Here is a 21,500-nt window from a genome sequence, read left to right on the forward strand (position 1 = left end):
TTGCTTTTAACCTACAATGTCATTCACAATAATCCGGGCTTGATCTTTTCGGCAAATTCCTTTGCAAATTTATTGAGCTTAGGCTGTATCACGATAGCACAATAGGAGTTATGCGGATTATTGGCGAAGTAATTCTGGTGATAATCCTCCGCTTTATAAAATGTTGAAGCAGGGGTAATTTCAGTAACAATAGGCTTATTATAAACCTTTTCCCCTGTCAACATTTTTACCATTACTTCGGCCTGCCGCTTTTGCTCTTCGTCGTAATAAAATATGGCCGACCTGTATTGAGTACCCACATCCGCTCCCTGGCGGTTAAGCGTAGTTGGATCATGCGTTTTAAAAAACACCAGCAATAACTCCTCAAAAGTTATCTCTTCAGGATTGTATTCAATATCAATTACTTCGGCATGACCTGTCGTGCCGGTGCAAACTTCTTTATACGATGGGTTTTCGGTATCGCCTCCCATATAACCGGAGGCTATATTTTTAACGCCTTTCAGGCTTAAAAAAACGGCTTCCGTACACCAGAAACAGCCGTTGCCAAATGTTATTCTTTTTAAATTCATGATATATTATTTACGAAGTTATGATAAAATAGATTTTATAACGGGTAAAGCTGTTAAAATTGCAAATCGATTACAAGGCATTTACCAGGATTTAGAACAATGATTAAAAATTCGCTAAACAATAAAATATAATACAATGGTTAATATTTTTCTTTTCAATAATAATCAAAAATGAGTTAAATTTTAATTTTTATATATAAAGAAATTATCACCCAGGAACAATAATCCGCTATTTATCAAACAAATAGCGGGCAGTTGCCATATAACGCAACCCATGTTAATATGTTAGTAATAACTACCGCTACATAATAAATACTATTAGTTAATTAGTTCCATCCCCTAATGCAAAATGCGGTAGTTTGATAATTATTGAAGCGTTATTTCCAGGTTTCAATTATTAATGAAATAAACACCAGGCACCTCAGGGGGGACTTAAAAGCTTTAGAAAACAGTGTATATTGTGAAAGTTAGTTTCAAAATCCTTCTTTGCTCAATAACTTTAGTATTATTCATTAATAATATATTTGCGCAGGCGCCCAGCATCAGCTATGCTACCCCGGTAAATGTTTATACAGTCGGTACAGCCATCACGCCTTTAGTGCCGACAAACACCGGCGGTTCAGTATCAACAACAACGCTTGCAACAACCAGTGTTTCGGGCCCAAGCGGCATGGGGTTAAACCCGGCCGGTAACCTGTATGTAACGCAATACACAAACGCCTCTGTCACTTATTACAACTCAAGTGTTACGTATATCGGCACTTTTGGATCAGGGTTTACCAATCCTGACGGTATCGTATTTGATGCTGCCGGGAACGCCTATATTGTAGATGCCGGCGCAGGTTCTGTATTTAAAATAACCACTGGCGGCGTTAAATCGACTTTCGTTTCCGGGCTGACCAACCCACTCGGCATCGGCATAGATGCTTCCGGCAATATATTTGTAGCTGTTACAGGCAGTAACCAGGTAAAAAAATACTCAAGCGCCGGAGCATTATTACTGACCATTACCACCAACGTAAGTTCACCAACTGATGTAAGGGTAGATGCTTCCGGCAATATTTATGTGTTAAACTACGGAACCAACAGAATCACCAAATATACATCGGCCGGTGTTTATTCATCAATATTTGCATCCGGGTTTAACGGCCCCTACACTATGTTTATCGGATCAACCGGAAACGTTTACGTAGGCGATTCAGGTAATAATAAAGTTATCATTTATAATTCGGCAGGAACGGTACTAAACACGATAACAGTAACCGATCCCGAAGGGGTAACCACTGACGCAAGCGGCGATATTTTTATATCCAGTTACAGCGGTAATAAAATATACGAATATCCGCCAATGGGAGGCTATACCATCTCGGGCACACTGCCGGCGGGCTTAAGTTTCAGCACTTCAACCGGCACTATATCAGGCACGCCTACGGCATCATCAGCGGCAACCAATTATACCATCACCGCCTATAACACAATCGGAAGCAGCAGTTGTACAATAAGCATAGCGGTTGGCAACACTGTTGCATGGCTGGGTTTTACCTCAACCGCGTGGGCCACCGGAACAAACTGGAGCACCGCATCGCCGCCTGGTGTAAACGATGCTGTAAGCATTGGCGTGTCAGCATATACCGGGGCAAAAAAAGAACCATTATTAACAACAGCAGTTACCGTTGGCTCGATTACGTTTGGCAATAACGGCGGTAGTCATACCTTAACGGTAACGTCTCCTGGAGCGTTGACCATTGGAGGCAGCCTTACGATCCCAACCGCCGTAACCCCTACTATAACGGGTTCCGGAGCTGTGAATATTGCGGCCGCAGGGATGGTAAACATCAACGGGACCGGCGTTTTAACACTCACGCAGCCCATCAGCTTTACGTTGATGTCGTCCGCATCCGGATCAGCATCTGTTGGTCAAATAACCACTACGTCTATCGCAGGCACGGCTGCGGATTCGATCCACGTTCAGCGGTATTTAACCGGAGGGGCCGGTTACAGGGGATATCGCCTGCTTTCATCGCCGGTATATGCTGCAACAGTAAGTTCAAATAACGTTTACAATTTAAATTACCTGCGTGATCATACATTTCTGACGGGTACATCGGGAGTTGGAAATGGCTTCGACCAGGCTGGAAATCCCACGCTTTATTTATTCAGGGAAGATAAAGTCCCTTCAAATTCGACTTTTACCAGCGGTAATTTTTGGGGAATAAGCACTATTACGCCAAATTCACATTCAACCAGCAGTTATTCGGTAACAGGGGGCACACCAGGTGCAACAAGCTCCTTTAATATTCCGGCCAGTAACGGGTTTATGCTCTTTTTCAGGGGGGACAGGACAACAGTTAGCCCCTATGTTACCAGTACCGTACCGGTTGCCGCTACGGTAACTTCAACCGGCACCTTAAACGCAGGTACCATTGTAGTACATAATTGGTATACACCGGCTGCTGCAACTATGGGGTTTACCAGCGTTGTTGCAAATGCAGCGGTACGGGGCTATAACCTGGTTGGCAACCCTTACCCAAGCTCAATTGACTGGAGCACATTCAGCAACTCGAACCCGGCCGCTTCTATTTACGGCTTAAATGTTAATCCAACTATTTACATATTAAACCCTGTTACTAAAAATTACGATACCTATAACGCTGTAACCGGTATCGCTACCGGCAGCGCAACCAAAATTATTCCGAGCGGGCAGGGCTTTTTTGTTCAGGCAAATCTCGCTTCACCCTCTTTAACTTTTAATGAAAGCGCCAAAATAAATGCGCAGGTTACCGGCAGCAACCTGTTAATGGGCACACCGGAAACACAAAGTGCATATAACAGCTTCATCCGGTTTAGACTGTCTACCGATACCATTAATAAGAGCGATATGGTTATCGGCTTCAACAATGCGTCGTCTACCAAATTTAATGGCAATGAAGATTCTGCATTCCATCCCGGTTCAGGCTCGTTACAAACCATTGCAGCAATCAGCAGCGACAGTGTTTATACTGCTGAAAAATGGGTGCCTTTTCCAAAAAGCACAGCCAGCCAGGTAATCAGGCTTAACATTTCGGCAAGGGCAACAGGCGCATACACTTTGCAGCGGACGGATTATAAAGCAATACCACAACTATACCGGGTATGGCTGATGGATAAATACAAAAAAGATTCGCTTGATATCCGCAATAATACTACGTATGCCTTTGACATTGATGTAGCTGATACAGCCAGTTACGGCAATAACCGTTTCCAGGTGATTGTGCGGCAGGACCCTGCCCTGATGGTTCACTTATTGAATTTTACTGCAACCAAATCAGAAAGCGGCTCCCGGGCAGTGTGGGTTACTGAAAATGAACAGAATTATACCTATTTTACCGTGGAGAGAAGCAATGATGGCGGCGTGACCTACAAAATCATAGGCGGGGCTTCTGCAAGTGGGCTTGGCACCTACAGCTATTTGGATAAAAGCCCGGCAATTGGGGCTAACCTCTATCGGTTAAAGATAGTTGATCTTAACGGAACAACTACCTATTCAAATATTGTAACGCTGATGTACGGCAACACGGCAACACTTACAAAAACCGGAATTGTGGCTTACCCTAACCCGGTAAAAACATTGCTTAATTTAAATATCGCTGCAGGCTTTAACAATAATTCCACGGCTGCTTTATCCATCTCATCGCTTCCGGTTTCGTACACGGTGGCAATTTCCAATATTTTAGGCGCAGTAATGATTAAAACCACAACTACCCAGCAAAACTGGCAAGCTGATGTTAGCGCATTTATGCCCGGAACCTATGTAATAAAAGTAGTAAACAATAATGATAATACCACCGTTGGCCAGGCAACTTTCATTAAACTTTAATTTTATACAACACGGCGGTTAAATGCGGCACAACTATCAAAAAACAAAAAACAATAAATAAGCACAATTTAAAATAGAGGGAATGTAAATATTAAAGCGAATATGTTTTGAAGTTAATAAAACAAATTTTTTAATAATAATAATCAATACGATCCAATAATCATCAAATTTTGTTAAAATGTTGGAAAATAGAATAGGTGTCGCAACAATTATATTTATTATTTCGTATAACGCCCTTACCTGATCATGATTAGCAATGTGCGAGTGAGTTGTGCTTTAAACATTGAACAGGCTAAATAAAATTATTATAAATAACCCTGTTAATTTAAAGCGACCAGATAGCGCCTGACAAATGCTTTATGATAAGGCATTTTGAAAGAAAACTACACTGTCAAAAAAACAATTATGGCGATACTCATAAACCATTATTATTTTTCTCCTGCAAGTGATTCAAAACACTTGCTGAAAATCCCAATTGCTGAGATGCAAAAAGGAACTTCGGTAAATAAATATAAATCAAAGAAATATCACAACATATTAAAACTCTCCAATTTCTGTAGTTTAAATTCCAAAAACTGGAATGCTAACGCGGTCTTTATGGCGAATAGTGGCTCAAAAAGGCTTCGGTTTAATATTTGTATGGAGGATTTTCAAAGTTTGGCAATATGAAAAAAGTTTACTACTATTCATCATAAGTCTTTCCCTGGTATTCATATCAGCCAAGGCGGTAGCGGCAAACGCCAACCTCAATTCGCTTGCAGTGAGCGCCGGCACGCTTTCTCCGGTTTTTGCAAGCGGTACTTATGCCTATAGTATTTCCGAAAGCAGTTCAACAGCGTCCATTACGTTTACACCGGTTCAAACAATTGGAGGTTCAACTATTAAAATTAATGGTACAACAGTTGCCAGCGGCGCCACATCCGGCGCTATTGCGTTAAGCGCCGGAACCAATACCATAACTATTGTTGTTACTTCTTTTGGTAATACAACAGAAACCTATACCATAACGGTCACCAGGCAAAACATCAGCTACTCAGGTTCGCCTTTTACTTATTATACCGGTTTAACCATTACTTCGTTAACACCGACAGCGACCGGCGCGCCAACCTATGGGGTAAGCCCCGCGCTGCCTGCGGGTTTAGCCATCAGTGCAACAACCGGGGTGATCTCCGGCACACCGACAGCCACCGCTTCGGTAGCCACCTATACCATAACCGCAACCTATTCCGGCGCAATTACGGCTACTACCACCTTGAGTATAACGGTCCTGGCTTCTACCATAAGCTATACCGGATCGCCTTTTACGTATCGTGCAGGTACCCCCATAAGCACCTTAACATCAACAGAAGTGGGTGGCAACCCGGCAGCTTATTCCGGAACACTTCCGGCTGGTTTAACACTAAATACCTCTACCGGCGACATAACAGGAACACCAACCACTCCAACTGCAGCAACGGGTTATACCATAACTGCAACTTATGCCGGTGGTGTTACGGCAACCACAACCATCAACATCACGGTATTAGCCCCGACAATAAGTTATACCGGATCGCCTTTCGCCTATCAAACTACGGTAGCTATTTCAACATTAACGCCAACGGTAACCGGCACAGTAGTAAGTTATTCAGGAACATTACCCGCCGGTTTAACCCTCAATACTACCAACGGACAGATAACAGGTACGCCAACAACCGTATCCGCGGCTACCGCTTATACCATTACCGCTAATTACGCCGCCGGGGTTACTGCCAGTACCAATATTACAATATCGGTAAACCTTGTACCTCCTGCCATTAGCTATTCGCCATCCACCAATATATATAACGTCGCCACAGCAATAACATCATTAACGCCTGCAAACACCGGTGGCGTAATAGCAAGCTTTTCTATTAGCCCAGGCTTGCCTGCCGGTTTATCTTTTGATACTACCACCGGTATTATTTCGGGTACCCCCACAGCAACTTCTGCAGCCACTACTTATACCATTACCGCAACCAATAGCGGGGGCAGCAACAGCGCTACCGTTAATTTAACTGTTTTAATGCAGTTGCCCGTTATTTATTTTTCGCCGGCATCACAGGTTATCGCCGAGGGGGCAACAATAGCGCCTCCGATAAAACCAACAAATACAGGCGGAGCGATAACCAGCTACTCGATAGATATTCCATTGCCCGCGGGTATGTCATTTAGTACTTCAACAGGTAAGATCACAGGATCACCAACCGTTCCTTCAACCGTAACAACTTATACGGTTACCGCTACAAATGCCGGGGGAAGTGCGAGCGCGACTATAACCATTACGGTTACGCCTTATCCGCCAAATATCAGTTATTCGCCATCAACAAATATTTACACTGTTGGCACAGCGATCACCCCTTTAACGCCAACGAACACCGGTGGCGCAGATACGATTTACACAGTCGGTCCGTCATTACCTGCTGGTTTATCTTTTGATACCTATGCCGGCACGATATCGGGTACGCCTACAGCAGCATCACCTGCTACAACATATACCATATCAGGTAGTAACGATGGCGGGTCGAGCACTACAACAGTAACTATTTCGTGCGTAGTTCCATCACCGCCGGCGATCAGTTATTCACCTGCAACAAATACTTATACCGTCGGAACGGCCATAACTCCATTAACGCCCGCAAATACGGGCGGCGCTGCAGTTAGTTATTCGATAGGGACAACATTACCGGCGGGCCTGTCATTTAATACTACCACAGGCATAATTTCCGGAACGCCCACGACCTCCACATCTGCAACAACATACACAATTACAGCAACTAACGCCGCCGGCAGCGGGTCAACAACGGTTACATTAACTGTACTGCCAAAAGCCCCGGTAATCAGTTATTCACCGTCAACTAATACCTATACCAAAGGCACTGCTATTACCTCCCTCACGCCAACCAACACAGGAGGCGCGGCTACCAGTTGGTCCATCAGCACTGCTTTGCCAACAGGCTTGTCTTTTAATACATCAACCGGGGTTATTTCAGGAACCCCAACCGTTACTTCTGCTACTACAACTTACACTATTACGGCTACCAACGCTAAAGGCAGCGCAACAACAACTGTAACTATAACCGTAAACTCCCTTGCACCAAATATCACTTATACACCAGGAACGGTCACCTATACTGTGGGCTCAACAATAACGCCTGCCACGCCAACCAATACCGGGGGTGTCGCATCAAGTTATGCAATAAGCGGCGGCACATTGCCAACCGGATTATCGTTCAGCACCTCAACCGGTGCAATTTCCGGAGCTCCTACTGTTGTTTTCCCTACTACAACGTTTACTATTACGGCCACTAATAGTTCGGGTTCAAGCAGCACCAATTTAATCATTACCGTTAGCCCGGCAGCGCCTATAATCAGTTATACTCCTTCAACCGATGTTTTAACGGTAGGTGCTACCATGACCACTTTAACACCAACAAATACCGGGGGAGCGGTTGTTGGCTATTCGTATGCAACAACAGGAGTTTCGCTAACCGGTGCAACATTAAGCGGACCAAGTTTGATGACCATTGATGCATCGGGCAATATTTACGTAGCCAACTATAACAATGGAACTATTAGCAGGTGGAATTCAAGCCATACCTATTTGGGAACTTATACCACCGGCAAAGCGATGACAAACCCGGAAGGAATCGTATTTGATTCGTCGGGTAATTCATATGTTGAAGATACCGGCGCAGGTGCTATCTATAAATTCAATTCTTCCGGCGCTTACGTATCCACTATTATCACAGGTTTAAATCACCCGCTTGGTATCAGTATCGATGCGTCAAATAATTTATATATTGCCACTTATGTTTATACGTCGCCTTACACAAGTTCGGTAACCAAATACAACACATCAGGCACCCTGCTGCAAACAATTTCGAACACCCAGATGAACGAATCGGATGGCGTTGCCGTTGACCAGTCGTCCGGAATTATCTATGTATTAAACAGGGCACTAAACGTTACAGGTACCAACCAGGGCTATGTAACTTATTACAATTCATCGGGCACCTACCTGGGTACATTCAGTTCCGGTTATAATGACCCTTTGGCAATTTCGGTAGATCCATCCGGAAACGTATTTGTAGCTGATTCACACAACAACCAGGTAAAAATCTATAGTTCAACAGGTGTATTATTAAACACTTTAAGCGGTTTTACCGACGTAGAGGGCTTTACCGCTGATGGGCAGGGGAATTTATACGTGGCGGATTTTACAAATAACACGGTTAAAGAGTACTTGTCGCTTGGCGGCTATCACATCAACGCACCATTGCCAGCCGGGTTAACCTTTAGTACCACTACCGGTCAGATCAGCGGTACGCCAACCTCTTCGTTCCCTACCACCACTTATACCATTACCGCATACAATATTACGGGCAGCGGCTCTACTACCGAAACCCTGTCGTGCGTTATTTCATATGATTGGGTTGGTGTTACCAGTACGGATTGGAACACAGCTTCAAACTGGCTCAGTAATGTAGTGCCTACCAGCTCAAATACGGCTGTAATTGGCGTTAACCGAACCTTTAATTATTTCCCGAATGTGCTTACGGCATCAGGCACGGTTAATGTTGGCGCTATTTCATTTGGTAACGTAGGCAGTCAGGCGCCTGGCGTTGTTGTGAATACGGGCGCTACTTTAAATGTATTGGGACCAATAACTTACCAAAGCGATGCAAGTGCAGGACTTGGATATACCTGTACGCTTTCTGGCGCGGGTACATTAACTGCCGACAGTGTACTTGTTATTGCGAATACGGCGTTGGGTAGCGCCTATACTGCAACTATGGCTTCATCAGTTACGAATTTTAATATTTCCGGGAATATTTCATTAACGTCGTCCGATAATGGGTCTGTTGCATACAACCCCACCTTTAACGTCACCGGCGGAACAACAAAACTGACAGGAGTTGTTGAAACATCAAACACTGCTTTAGGCACCTCAACTTTCGGCGTAGTTCCGGCGTCTGCTGCTACCCTGCAGTTTGTTAATTCAACCGCATTATCCGGATTATCATCAACCGGCACTAACGTCATCTCATTTACAAATGCCGGAGCCACCGTTGAATACGCAGGTGCCGCACAAACTGTGTACAACAGCAAGAGTATTACAGGGTTATCAACAGGTGTAACTTATCAAAATATTAAATTTTCGGGCACCGGCATTAAGTCGGTTGTCGGCAGTAGTCTTAGTATATCAGGCGATTTTACCAATACTTTGGCCAACGATGCAAGCAATACTGTAAGCCTGGGCGGCACGGTTCTCTTTAACGGAACAACCCAAAGCCTGGCAGGCGGAGGTGGTAACGGTACCGGTTTAGGTAAAGTTATTTTTAGTGGTGCGGGTACAAAAACCATGGTTAGCGGTTCGTTCTATGTATATCCTACTGGTGTTTTAACTATGAGCGGGAACAGCACTTCAACTATTTTGAATGCAAATGGCTTATTGACGCTAAAATCAAGCGCTACATCTACGGCATCAGTAGCTGCCATACCCACCGGGCCAAGTATAACAGGCAATGTAAACGTACAACGGTATATAACAGGCGGAACCGGGTATCGTGGCTATCGCCTGGGTTCTTCCCCTGTGTATGCAACAACCGTTAGCGGTAACAATGTATGCAGCATTAACTATTTGCAAACCTATATGTATCTTACCGGCAGTGCCGGCGGTGGCTTTGATAAAACAGGTAACCCCACGCTTTATTTATTCAGGGAAGACCAAACACCAAGTAATTTAACTTTTACCAGTGGTAACTTCTGGGGCGTCAGCGCCATTAACAATACACCTGCTACAACCTATACTTTAACAGGTTCGGGCACGGGAAATTTCAACATTCCCGTAGGTAACGGATTTCTATACTTCTTTAGAGGCAACCGGAACTCTGCTTCATTAACAACAGAAACACAGCCAAGCTATGTTACGCCGGTAGCAGTTACAACCGTTACTACCGGCATACTTAACCAGGGGCAGGTAATAGTAAATAACTGGTATACGCCGGGCTCCCCGTACCTTGGCTATACTGGTACAGGAACCGGAACAAATTACGCGGTACGCGGCTTTAATTTCGTTGGCAATCCTTACGCAAGCTCAATAGACTGGGAGTCGTACAATACAACATCTTCAACAACAGGAATTTATGCAAACAACGTAGGAATAACTGTTTATGAGCTTAATGATGTTACCAATAACTATGATGTTTATCAAAAGGGCGGTATTTACACCAACCATGGAACGCGGACGATAGTAAGCGGGCAAGGTTTTTTTGTACTGGCCACAAGCGGTACAAACCCACAGTTAATATTTAATGAAACGGCTAAAACCACCGCTCAGAATACCGGGCAAAATTTATTTATGTCAACAAAAGATGGTTTGGCAGCGTTGAATAATTCAAACGTCGATCAACACCTCCGTTTACAAATGGTAAAGGATACCATTCATACTGATGATGTTTACATCGGCTTCAATTCTGGTGCTTCATCGAAATTTGTGGATGATGAAGATGCCCCTTACAGGCCAGGCAACGGGCAAGTGAGCATAAGCAGTTTTTCAGCTGACGGGGTTAAGCTTGCTATTAACAAAATGCCATTGCCTACGCTGCATGACCAAACGATTCCGCTATTTATAACCGCAAAGGCCTATGGCACATATGGTTTGAATTTGACTGAAATTGCCGCCATCCCGCAAGTTTATGACGTTTGGCTGAAGGACAAATTCAACAAAGATTCGTTAGACATGCGTCATAACCCCTCTTATACCTTTGATATCACTGCGGATACCAATAGCTATGGGAGCAATCGTTTCGAACTGGTTATCCGCGAAAATCCGTTGAAAATGGTGCACCTGCTAAATTTCTCGGCAACTAAAGCACAAAACGGTGCCGAGGCCGTTTGGGTAACAGAAAACGAACAGAACTACACCAACTTTACGGTTGAAAGAAGTACCGACGGCGGAACTACCTTCAACGTACTTGGAGGTTATGCATCCGATGCCCAGGGTACTTATAGCTACCTGGATAAAAATCCGGCAAATGGGGCAAACCTTTACCGCCTGAAAATAGAAGATATCAACGGTACAATTTCCTATTCGAAAGTAGTTACTGTGATGTACGGCAACGGATCCAGCCTGGTTAAGACAGGTATTTTAGTTTACCCGAATCCTGCAAAAAGTACGTTGAATTTGAATATAGCCCCAGGTTTTAACAGCAGTACGGCTACCCCGGTTACGGGTTCGTCAACTGCATATGATATCCAGATCGTTAATATTTTAGGTTCTGTAGTAACAAAAGCCACCACCAATACGCAGAGTTGGCAAACCGATGTCAGCAGCCTGATGCCAGGAACCTATGTAGTTAGGGTAGTGAACAGCAGTAATAACAGCACCGTTGGACAAGGAACGTTCATTAAATTATAATCTAAATAAAATATATTTATTTACCTGAATATCAATATATTATAATTAATATCTAAGATCAGCCCTTGATGTTTTTGAATGGCACAGACCCTGCCATTACCGTGTTTACCAGACCCTAAATCTGGAAGCAGCGGGAGTTTATTGTTAAAATTTAAAAAAACATTAAGTGTCGCAACAAATAAATTTCCATTTCGTATAAGGGGATTACCGGTTCATGATGGGCGCTTGTTTAAGTGAGTTTTACCTGATTATTGAACCGGCTAAAAAAATTCATATAGAATAACCCTATTAATTATTAAACCACGGATAGTGCCGGATTCATGCCGTTATTCAAGGCTAATTTGACGAAAACTATACCGCGAAAGAAACAATTATGGCGACACTTAAAAACCGTTATTATTTTTCTTTTGGAATTATTTCCGGGCATTGGCCTATTGATACAATTTGCCTGATTCAAACCGATAAAACTGAAAACACCATTAACCCATTGTTTTATACGGCAATATTGACATCCTTTTATTACCAGAATACCATATTAGAAGATTCCGGGAAACGGAATTTAACTATTTCTTTTATTTCAAAAATAAGCCGGTCAGCAGGTTGGCCTATACAGTATACGTGGGCGCTTCAAAGTTTGGTATCATGAAAATTAAAAATCTGACCCCAGCTTTCTCTTATGCTTTGATGAAATCAAAGACTTTTCGCTTTTTGCGGCAAATACTTTTAAAACAAAAAAAAGATTTGGCGGCTTTTAAAAAACTGTCCAATCTAACACCTACAGTAAAAGCAATTTTGTTTACGCTGATTTTGGGAGTTACTAATTTGTTTTTAATAAACAAAACATTCGCGGTTACCTATTACAAACTTCCGGCTGCTACTTATGGAGCGCAAACGGGTACTGCCACTTATGGCACTGTGTCAACAGTAACCTACGCAATAACTTACGTAGTTTCAACATCGGCTGCCTCAGCAAACAGCGACCAGCTTGCGCTAGCCTGGACCAGCGGAGCCCCCACCGGCGTTACCTATACAATTACATCTTCTAATTTAACGCTGGTAGGTGGCAATAATGCGGCGGCTACTTTTTTACCTGTTTCAACAGGTACCAAAATCATTACTTTAACAATTACTACTACAGCAGCAACGCCAGCGTCAACGGCAGGATACGGCTTTACCCTTACAACAACAGACGGAAATGGGGGCGTATCTGGCAGTAGTTCCGGTTTAACATTGGTTGTCGGTACAAAAGCTTTAACTGTTACGGCAAATAATCAAACAAAGGTTTACGGTACTGCATTTACCTTTGCCGGCACCGAGTTTACCACCTCAGGGCTTACTAATTCAGATGTTGTGACAGGTGCAACCATCACCAGTGGAGGAGCTGCGTCAACAGCAACTGTAGCAGGCAGCCCTTATGGCATTACGCCTGCGGCGGCGGTTGGCAGCGGCCTGGCGAATTATAGTATCAGCTACACAACAGGTACTTTTACGGTAACTGCAAAACCTGTAACGGTTACCAGCCCCGTGGCCGCAAACAAAGTTTATAACGGCACCACAGCCGCAACAATTACCGGAACGCTCAGCGGCATTTTATCGCCTGACGTGGTCACGCTTTCCGGCACAGGTACTTTTGCGGGCGCAAATGTTGGTACCGGCATTGTTGTTACACCAACATGCACGCTAACCGGCGCAAATTCCAGCAATTATACTTTAACACAGCCCGCAGGCTTAGCGGCCAATATCACCGCGGCGCCTTTAACCATTACTGCAAACAACGTTTCAAAAGTTTACGGTACCCTTTTAACCGGCACTGCGGGCTCTACAGCGTTCACTTCAACCGGGTTACAAAATGGAGAAACTATTGGCAGTGTAACCATTGCGTATGGTACCGGTTCATCCATAAACGCGCCGGTGGGTACCAATACTGGTGCCGTAACTGCATCAGCCGCAACCGGCGGCACTTTTACGCCCGGAAATTATTCCATAACATACCTAAACGGAAACGTAACGATTACCCCAAAAGCATTAACCATGCCGGGCGCCGCAGCCGGCAGCAAGGTATATGACGGAACTACACTTGCCACCGTTACCGGCGGAACACTTTCGGGTATTGTTTCACCCGATGTAGTAACAATAAACGCAGCCTGTACATTCGCGACAGCAAATGTGGGCACAGGTATAGTGCTAACTTTTTATATCGGCGGTGCGGATGCCGGGAACTATACCCTGACACAGCCAGGCGCCACTGCCAATATAACACCAAAAGCATTAACAGAAAGTGGTGCCACCGCAGCCAATAAGGTATACGACGGAACAACAACTGCAACCATCACCGGCGGAACACTTACAGGGGTGATTTCACCGGATGTGGTAAGTGTAAGCACAACCGGTGTTTTCGCCAGCGCAAACGCCGGAACTGGTATTTCCGTAACTATTGCAATTACGGGTGCCAGTGCCGGTAACTACACCATTACGCAGCCGGGTATAACTGCAAACATTACCCAAAAAACTTTAACAATTACGGGCATAACCATAACTAACAAATCTTATGATGGTACAACAGCTGCAACCATATCAGGAACCGCGGCATTAAGCGGGATTATAGGCAGCGACGTTGTAACACTGGGCGGAACACCAACTGCTGTATTTGCGTCTCAAAACGTTGCCACGGGCATTGCTGTAACAATAACCGGGTATGCGTTAAGCGGGGCAAGTGCCGGTAATTATACCATAACACAGCCCAGTGGGTTAACGGCAAATATTACCGCAGCTACATTAAATATAGTTGCTACCGGCCCCGGCAAAGTTAATGGAACTGCACAGGCGAGCCTTTCGGGCGCGGGAAGTGTTGGTTATTTCAACTATTCAGGAATTGTATCCGGCGAGAGCATAACAAGCGTAACGTTAACCCTAAGCAATACGGCGGCACAAACAGCTGGCTCAACCTATACAGTTACACCCTCGTTACCCGTTGGCGCGGGCGGATTTAATACAAGTAACTATTCCATCACCTACACGGCTTATAGTGGTATTGTAGCTGGCCATAATTATACATGGACGGGAGGGGCAAATACAACCTCCTGGACTACCACCGGTAACTGGTCATCAAACCCCAGCGGCGGAACGTATCCGGGAGGTGGCGGCGTTACCTATGATGGGGTTATCCTGCCATCTGGTACCACCTATACGCCTACTTTATCAGCAGGCGTTACGGTTAATACCCTAACCTTTACCGGTAACAATACGCTTACCATAGCTTCGGGTATAAAATTAATTTCAACTAACTCCTTCATTGTCAATGCGGCTGCTACCAGTGCAAACCTGGTATTTTCGGGGGCATCTACTTCTACCATACTTGAGTTAAGCAGCTCTGTATTTAGTAATTATGGCAGCTTCAACATCAGCGGTACAGGCCTTTTCCAGGTTGATAATAACGGTTCGTATATTTATAATGGTGGTACTGTAACTGCCAACGGCAATTGCACTTTGTACCTGCAAGGTGGCACCAATGTAACCCATGCGATTACCAATGCAGGAACCTTTTATGCAGGAACCGCCAATTCAAATTGCAACATCGAGATGGACGATTATGGATCGATAGAAAATTCGGGCACCTTTTACCTCGGTCCAACATCCCTGATGTATTATTTTAACGATCTCGCCCAGTTCTGCATCATCAACAATGAAAACGGCGGAACTTTTACCCTGCAATCAAATGCAAATGGCTCGGCAACCATAGGTGAAATCCCGCAGGGAAAAAACAACGCATTTACCGGAACGTTTAACGTAGAAAGATATTTCCAGGGTTCAACCACAGTATCAGCAGGCCGTTTTATTGAGCGCAATTACCGCATCATATCCTCCTGTGTAAATACAGGCACAACCGTAAACGGCAACTACGTTTATGGCTTAAATTATATTGTCGGTTCAACAGCGGGCCAGACAAGCACTGCCAACAGCACTACAAACGCTTTCATTACCGGGTGCACCGGGTGCAGCACCAGTGGCGGCAATCCATCTATTTATTTATATAATGAAAGCTATACCCCAAGCAATCAAACATTTACCAGTGGAAATTTCCTTGGAATTACCAATATAACGAACTCTACTACCGGCGGAACTATCTCGGCGAGTGATGGGGGCACCTATAGTTTACCAGTAGGTACCGGCGTGTTTTTCTTTTTCAGGGGCGCAGCAACAAACTGGGCAACCAGGACAGTTTATCCGTATATCGCCCCTGAAGGTGTTACGCTAACCTCGAAAGGCAATCTGAATGTGGGGTCGTACACTTTTAAAGACTGGTACACACCATCGTCATCAAATTTAGCTTATACCGGTACAGGTACCGGCACCAATTATGTGGTACGTGGGTTTAACATGATTGGTAATCCATATCCCTCAGCCATCGACTGGCTAACATCTTATTCAGGATCGGGAGCTATAGTTCGTACAAATATAAGCCCCACTATTTGGGTATTTAACCCTGTAACAAGCCAGTACGATACATACCAGGCAACATCATCAACAACCGGCACTGCTACAGGCAACGCGTCGAGATATATTGCCAGCGGGCAAGGTTTCGTGGTACAAGCCACTGCTGCCAGTCCGGCGTTAACGATTTCCGAATATGCCAAAGTGGTATTAAATAATAATGGTGTGGCAGGAACAGGCGCAGTACCAGCCGCTGCAAAGTTAACCGGTTCGGGCCTGTTAATGAACACTGCCCCTATCCAAACAACCGTACCACAATCACTTCGGTTAAAACTGGTAACCGATTCAATAAACTATGATGATATTTTTGTTGGATTTAATTCATCAGCCTCAACCAATTATGATGCGTTTGAAGACAGTAAATTTTTAGCCAGCAACAATGCGCCGGAAAGTCTGGCAAGTTTATCATCAGATGGTGTACAACTATCCATTAATAATTTACCACTGCCAAAGCTGGTGCCACAGGTAATAAAACTATTTGTTACCGCAAAAGCATATGGTACCTATACCCTTCAAAGAACAGATTTGCAGGCGATACCAAAGATTTATGATATTTGGCTAATGGATAAATTCAAAAAAGATTCATTAGATATCAGGGTTAATTCAACTTATAGATTTGATATAACTACCGATACGACCAGCTATGGAAACAACCGCTTTCAACTGCTAATAAGACAAAACCCGGCTTTAGGAATTCATTTACTAAATTTCACGGCAAACAAGGCAGAAAACGGTACACAGGCAGTTTGGGTAACCGAAAACGAAGAGAATTATACTAATTTTACTATTGAAAGAAGTACCGACGGCGGAAGCACATTTAATGTATTGGGTGGCTACATTTCGGGCGCATTGGGCACTTACACCTTTTTGGATAAAAACCCGGCGAAAGGCGCAAATCTATACAGGTTAAAAATAGAAGATATTAACGGAACCATCACCTATTCAAACGTAGTGACTGTGATGTATGGTAATGGAACAGGGCTGGTTAAAACAGGGATAGTGGTTTACCCTAACCCGGTAAAAAGCTTACTGAATTTAAATATTGCTCCGGGTTTTAACAGCAGCATACTTACGCGGGGCATTAGTTCATCAGTTGCTTACAATATCCAAATAACTAACATATTGGGGGCGGTAATGACCAATGCAACAACAAATGCGCAAAACTGGCAGACTGACGTAAGCAGCATGATGCCCGGCACGTATGTTATTACCGTGATAAATGCCAGTAATAACACTACGGTTGGGCAGGGAACCTTTATTAAGTTGTAATAAGTTTAGAACAGCATCGATATTTGCGAATTCTGATCAAAATATATCAATTTGAAATATAGCGGTTATCTTTGACAAATATTTTGCAGGAAACACTACATTTGTAAATAGAGATCTAATCATCTGGCGTATGCGTGGTAAATTATTTTGGGGAGCTTTAGTATTATTTATTTTTAATTCATCTATTCTTTTTGCGCAGCCGGGCGAACCTTGCGGAGGAACTGACCCTGACGCTACGTGCCCGCTTGATACCTGGATTATCGTTTTAGCGGTAATTGCGGTAATCTCTGCCGCTTATCATTTGCACCGAAAACAAAAATCCCCTTTGCCAACGGCAAACGGTATTAAATAATAGCATTTATTGCATTTATGATTGCCTTACTCCCATTTGCGGAGGCGGAGCTAAATGCAACTGGTCCAGAATGCCGTTAACTACCTTTGGCAGATCATCAATATCTTTTTGCGGGTTATGATGAACCTCGCCAACACCAAATCCCCGCCAAACAATTTTTCGGGTACGGGTATCAATAATATCAATAATAAGTGTGCCTTCTTTGTAATGTTCTTTTTCGGCATACGTTAAACCGCCATAGTATGAAAAAGGACCACCGTATGCATAATACGGCCGATACCATCCGCCCCAGCCCCAGCCAAATCCCCAACCAGGGTAAAACCCACCGTAATATGGTGTGTAATAATTAGTTCGGGCCCCACGGCCGACAATACGTGAATAGGTAACCACCAGGTCGGGATGATTCTGACTTAACTGTAAACCTTTTGCCAGCAGGGCGCTGGTTGCCGCGTCCTTAATTTTTACATCTGCCGCCTGGTTCACATTGTTCCCGTCGCCTTTTGAAGGCGGCATCCAGGCGAAGCTGCGGTAGCCCCCCATATGCGTTTTATTAATAGCAGCGGTGTAATAGTCATAACTGGTACACGCTGAAAAACCCGACAGCAATATAACTGCGAGCCCCCAATAAATCAGTGATCTTTTCATGATATTTTTCTCCCGGTATTTTTATTAGACTAACTAATGGTAAAAGGTTTAACAACAAAAAAAATAAATTTACGACAAATATTTTCCTACGATTGGCATCCTGCGGCCCATCCCGAATGCTTTTGGCGATACCCGCAGTATTGGCGGTGTTTGGTATCGTTTATGCTCCGACAGGTTGATTAACCTTATCACCTTACGTACTATTTTTTCATCATAACCCATTTTTATGATGGTGGCTGATGAACATCTGCCTTCAACATACTCTGCAATTATTTTATCAAGGATATCGTATTCCGGCAATGAATCGGTATCCTTCTGGTTTGGTCTTAATTCTGCCGAAGGCGGTTTAACAATGGAATTTATCGGAATGATCTCTCTTTCGCGGTTAATATACCGGGCCAGTTCAAAAACCTGGGTTTTGTAAACATCGCCAATAACCGAAATACCGCCGCACATATCGCCATATAAAGTACCGTAACCTACCGCAGCCTCGCTTTTGTTAGAGGTATTCAGTAAAATATAGCCAAACTTATTACACATCGCCATTAACAGCACCGCCCTGGTGCGCGATTGTATATTTTCCTCAGCAATATTGAAAGGCAGATTTTTAAATTGCGGACTCAGCGTTTTTTCAATGGCCTCTGTAATGTTTTTGATATTGACGGTTTCGTGCAGGCAGCCCAGGTTTTCCACCAGGTCTTCGGCATCTTTAATAGAATGATCGCTTGAAAAACGCGATGGTAATAATACCGCCATCACATTTTTGGGGCCCAAAGCTTCGGCGGCCAGTGCGCATACCACCGCAGAGTCGATCCCGCCTGAAAGGCCGAGTATCGCCTGTTTAAAACCTGATTTATAAAAATAATCCCTTATCCCCAGCAATATAGCCTGGTGGATCTGTTCAATATCGCTTTGTTTTTCTTTCCTTAAAGTTGACGGGTGATCAAAACTAAGTCCTCCATTTTTGTCGAGCTGATAATAAGCGATACTTTCTTCAAAGTAAGGCATTTCATCAATCAATCCGCCCTTGTTATCAAAAACCAGCGAACCGCCATCAAAAATCAGCTCTGTTTGCGCACCTATATTGTTCACATACAACAAAGGCAGCTGGTACCGTTTTGCATTATCGCTTAAAATTTCAATGCGCTCTTCGTCATGGTTATAAGCAAAAGGCGACGCTGCGATATTGATCATTACATCCGGTTGTTCCTGGATCAGGATATCCATCGGGCGGGTAATATACAGCGGGTTTTCAATATCGTTCCAAAGGTCCTCGCAAATGGTAAGGGCTATCCGGTGTCCTTTAAAATCTATACAGCTAAATTCGGTAGATGGCTCAAAGTAACGGTATTCATCAAATACATCATAGTTAGGCAACAGCGCCTTATGCGCAACCGCCTTTACTTTTCCGTTTTCAATAAAATAAGCCGAGTTATATAATTCCTTGCCCTCGTTATTGTTATTAGGTGTAGGCAGCCCTATAATACAGGCCATATCGTGGCAGGCGGCAGCAATTTGTTGGGCCGAGGTTTCGCACAGATCAATAAATTCATCAAACTCTAAAAAATCGCGTGATGGATACCCACAAACGCACAATTCAGCAAAAACTACCAGGTCGGCGCCGTTGTTACGCGCTATTTGGATGTGATCAATAATTTTTGCAGTATTTGATTCAAAGTTGCCAATATGATAATTAAGTTGTGCTAACGCGATCTTCATTATAAATAGTGATTTTATACAGGTCCTAAACTAACGTTTGAAATACAGCGTTTAGGGTGTTTAATGCAAATAAAAAATTAATTTTGCCGAAAGCATAAAAAATGATCCTTTTCAACAAAACAAAACAAATTTACCTATTTTTTTTTACCGGCGTATTATTAAGCGCCTGTGGCCATAAAAAGGTTGATGTAAGCAATATTCCGGTGAATGTAAAAATTGAACGTTTTGATAAAGAATTCGATGCCATGAAAACCAGGCCTATGGTGCAGCAGGCGGCCTACCTGCAAAATAAATATGGAAGGTTTTACCACGATTTTATCGCAACGCTGTTACAGGATAACCAGATCAACACCACCGATACTGCTTATTTTGCATTGTTACGCAAGGTTTTTGTTACGAAAGATTACAATGACCTGAAACATGATATTGATTCGGTTTACCCCAACCTGGATAAACCCGAGGCCGAACTGACCGATGCTTTCAGACATATCAAATACTATTACCCTGAAAAAAAACTCCCGGCGGTTTATGCCTTTGTTTCGGGATTTGAGACACCCATTATTACTGACAATGGCTTATATGGCATTGGGCTTGATTTATTTTTAGGCGCCAATTCAAGGTTTTACCCGGCGTTAACGTCCGCATGGCCGCGCTACATGTCACGCAATTTTAACGAACAGAATATTTGCCCGCGGTTAACTGAAGCTATTATACGCGAAGATATGTTCCCGGAAAGCGACAGCAGTAAAACGCTGATGTCTAAAATGATCTATAACGGAAAGATCATGTATTTTATGGACCAGGTATTGCCTGATGCCGCTGATACTCTTAAAATTGGTTATACCGATGCCCAATTAAAATGGTGCAAGCAATTTGAATCAAAAATATGGGCCTGGTTTATTGACCAGAACCTGCTTTACGAAAGCGATTATCAAAAAATACAAAAATATATTTCCATGGCGCCTTTCACCCCCGGGCTGGGCGAAAAAAACGAATCGGCGCCTAAACTGGCCATTTGGACAGGCTGGCAAATTGTACGAAAGTATATGGAAAAGCATCCTGATGTTACCCTGCAGCAACTGATGGCTGATAACGATGCCCAGAAGATATTAACCGAATCGGATTATCACCCGAAATGAAGTCTTGAGTCAGGAGTCTTAA

8 protein-coding genes are annotated in these 21,500 nt (G+C 43.7%); 5 read left to right on the forward strand and 3 right to left on the reverse strand.

Annotation, left to right across the window (positions count from 1 at the left end; translation table 11 throughout):
* Nucleotides 1-23: 23 nt before the first annotated feature.
* Nucleotides 24-569 (reverse strand): peptide-methionine (S)-S-oxide reductase MsrA, encoded by a 546-nt coding sequence (gene msrA / locus MgSA37_RS22555; RefSeq protein ID WP_096355254.1) that lies wholly within the window; start codon nucleotides 567-569, stop codon nucleotides 24-26.
* A 460-nt stretch (nucleotides 570-1,029) separates the two neighbouring features.
* Between msrA and MgSA37_RS22560 the strand changes: the two genes are divergently transcribed.
* The 4 genes from MgSA37_RS22560 (at nucleotide 1,030) to MgSA37_RS22580 (ending at nucleotide 17,975) form a co-directional block, all read left to right on the forward strand.
* On the forward strand, nucleotides 1,030-4,425 hold the full coding sequence (locus MgSA37_RS22560; RefSeq protein WP_157750687.1) for a T9SS type A sorting domain-containing protein: 3,396 nt from the start codon (nucleotides 1,030-1,032) through the stop codon (nucleotides 4,423-4,425).
* Between the two features lie 580 nt (nucleotides 4,426-5,005).
* Nucleotides 5,006-11,863, forward strand: coding sequence for a putative Ig domain-containing protein (locus MgSA37_RS22565; RefSeq protein WP_096355258.1), 6,858 nt, complete (start codon nucleotides 5,006-5,008; stop codon nucleotides 11,861-11,863).
* Nucleotides 11,864-12,505: 642 nt separating this feature from the next.
* On the forward strand, nucleotides 12,506-17,623 hold the full coding sequence (locus MgSA37_RS22575; protein WP_096355262.1) for a YDG domain-containing protein: 5,118 nt from the start codon (nucleotides 12,506-12,508) through the stop codon (nucleotides 17,621-17,623).
* A gap of 130 nt (nucleotides 17,624-17,753) precedes the next feature.
* Nucleotides 17,754-17,975, forward strand: a complete 222-nt coding sequence (locus MgSA37_RS22580; RefSeq protein WP_096355264.1) for a hypothetical protein — start codon at nucleotides 17,754-17,756, stop codon at nucleotides 17,973-17,975.
* A gap of 15 nt (nucleotides 17,976-17,990) precedes the next feature.
* Here the strand turns inward: MgSA37_RS22580 and MgSA37_RS22585 are convergent, their stop codons facing one another.
* Nucleotides 17,991-18,620, reverse strand: coding sequence for a DUF4136 domain-containing protein (locus tag MgSA37_RS22585; RefSeq protein ID WP_096355267.1), 630 nt, complete (start codon nucleotides 18,618-18,620; stop codon nucleotides 17,991-17,993).
* A 69-nt stretch (nucleotides 18,621-18,689) separates the two neighbouring features.
* Complete coding sequence (locus MgSA37_RS22590) at nucleotides 18,690-20,339, reverse strand: NAD+ synthase (RefSeq protein WP_096355270.1); 1,650 nt, start codon at nucleotides 20,337-20,339, stop codon at nucleotides 18,690-18,692.
* A 101-nt stretch (nucleotides 20,340-20,440) separates the two neighbouring features.
* Here MgSA37_RS22590 and gldB point away from each other — a divergent pair, with 101 nt between their 5' ends.
* Nucleotides 20,441-21,478: a gliding motility lipoprotein GldB gene (gene gldB / locus MgSA37_RS22595; RefSeq protein WP_096355272.1), complete on the forward strand. Its 1,038-nt coding sequence runs from the start codon at nucleotides 20,441-20,443 to the stop codon at nucleotides 21,476-21,478.
* Nucleotides 21,479-21,500: the final 22 nt, after the last annotated feature.

It is taken from the genome of Mucilaginibacter gotjawali, from assembly GCF_002355435.1.
Taxonomy (GTDB): domain Bacteria; phylum Bacteroidota; class Bacteroidia; order Sphingobacteriales; family Sphingobacteriaceae; genus Mucilaginibacter; species Mucilaginibacter gotjawali.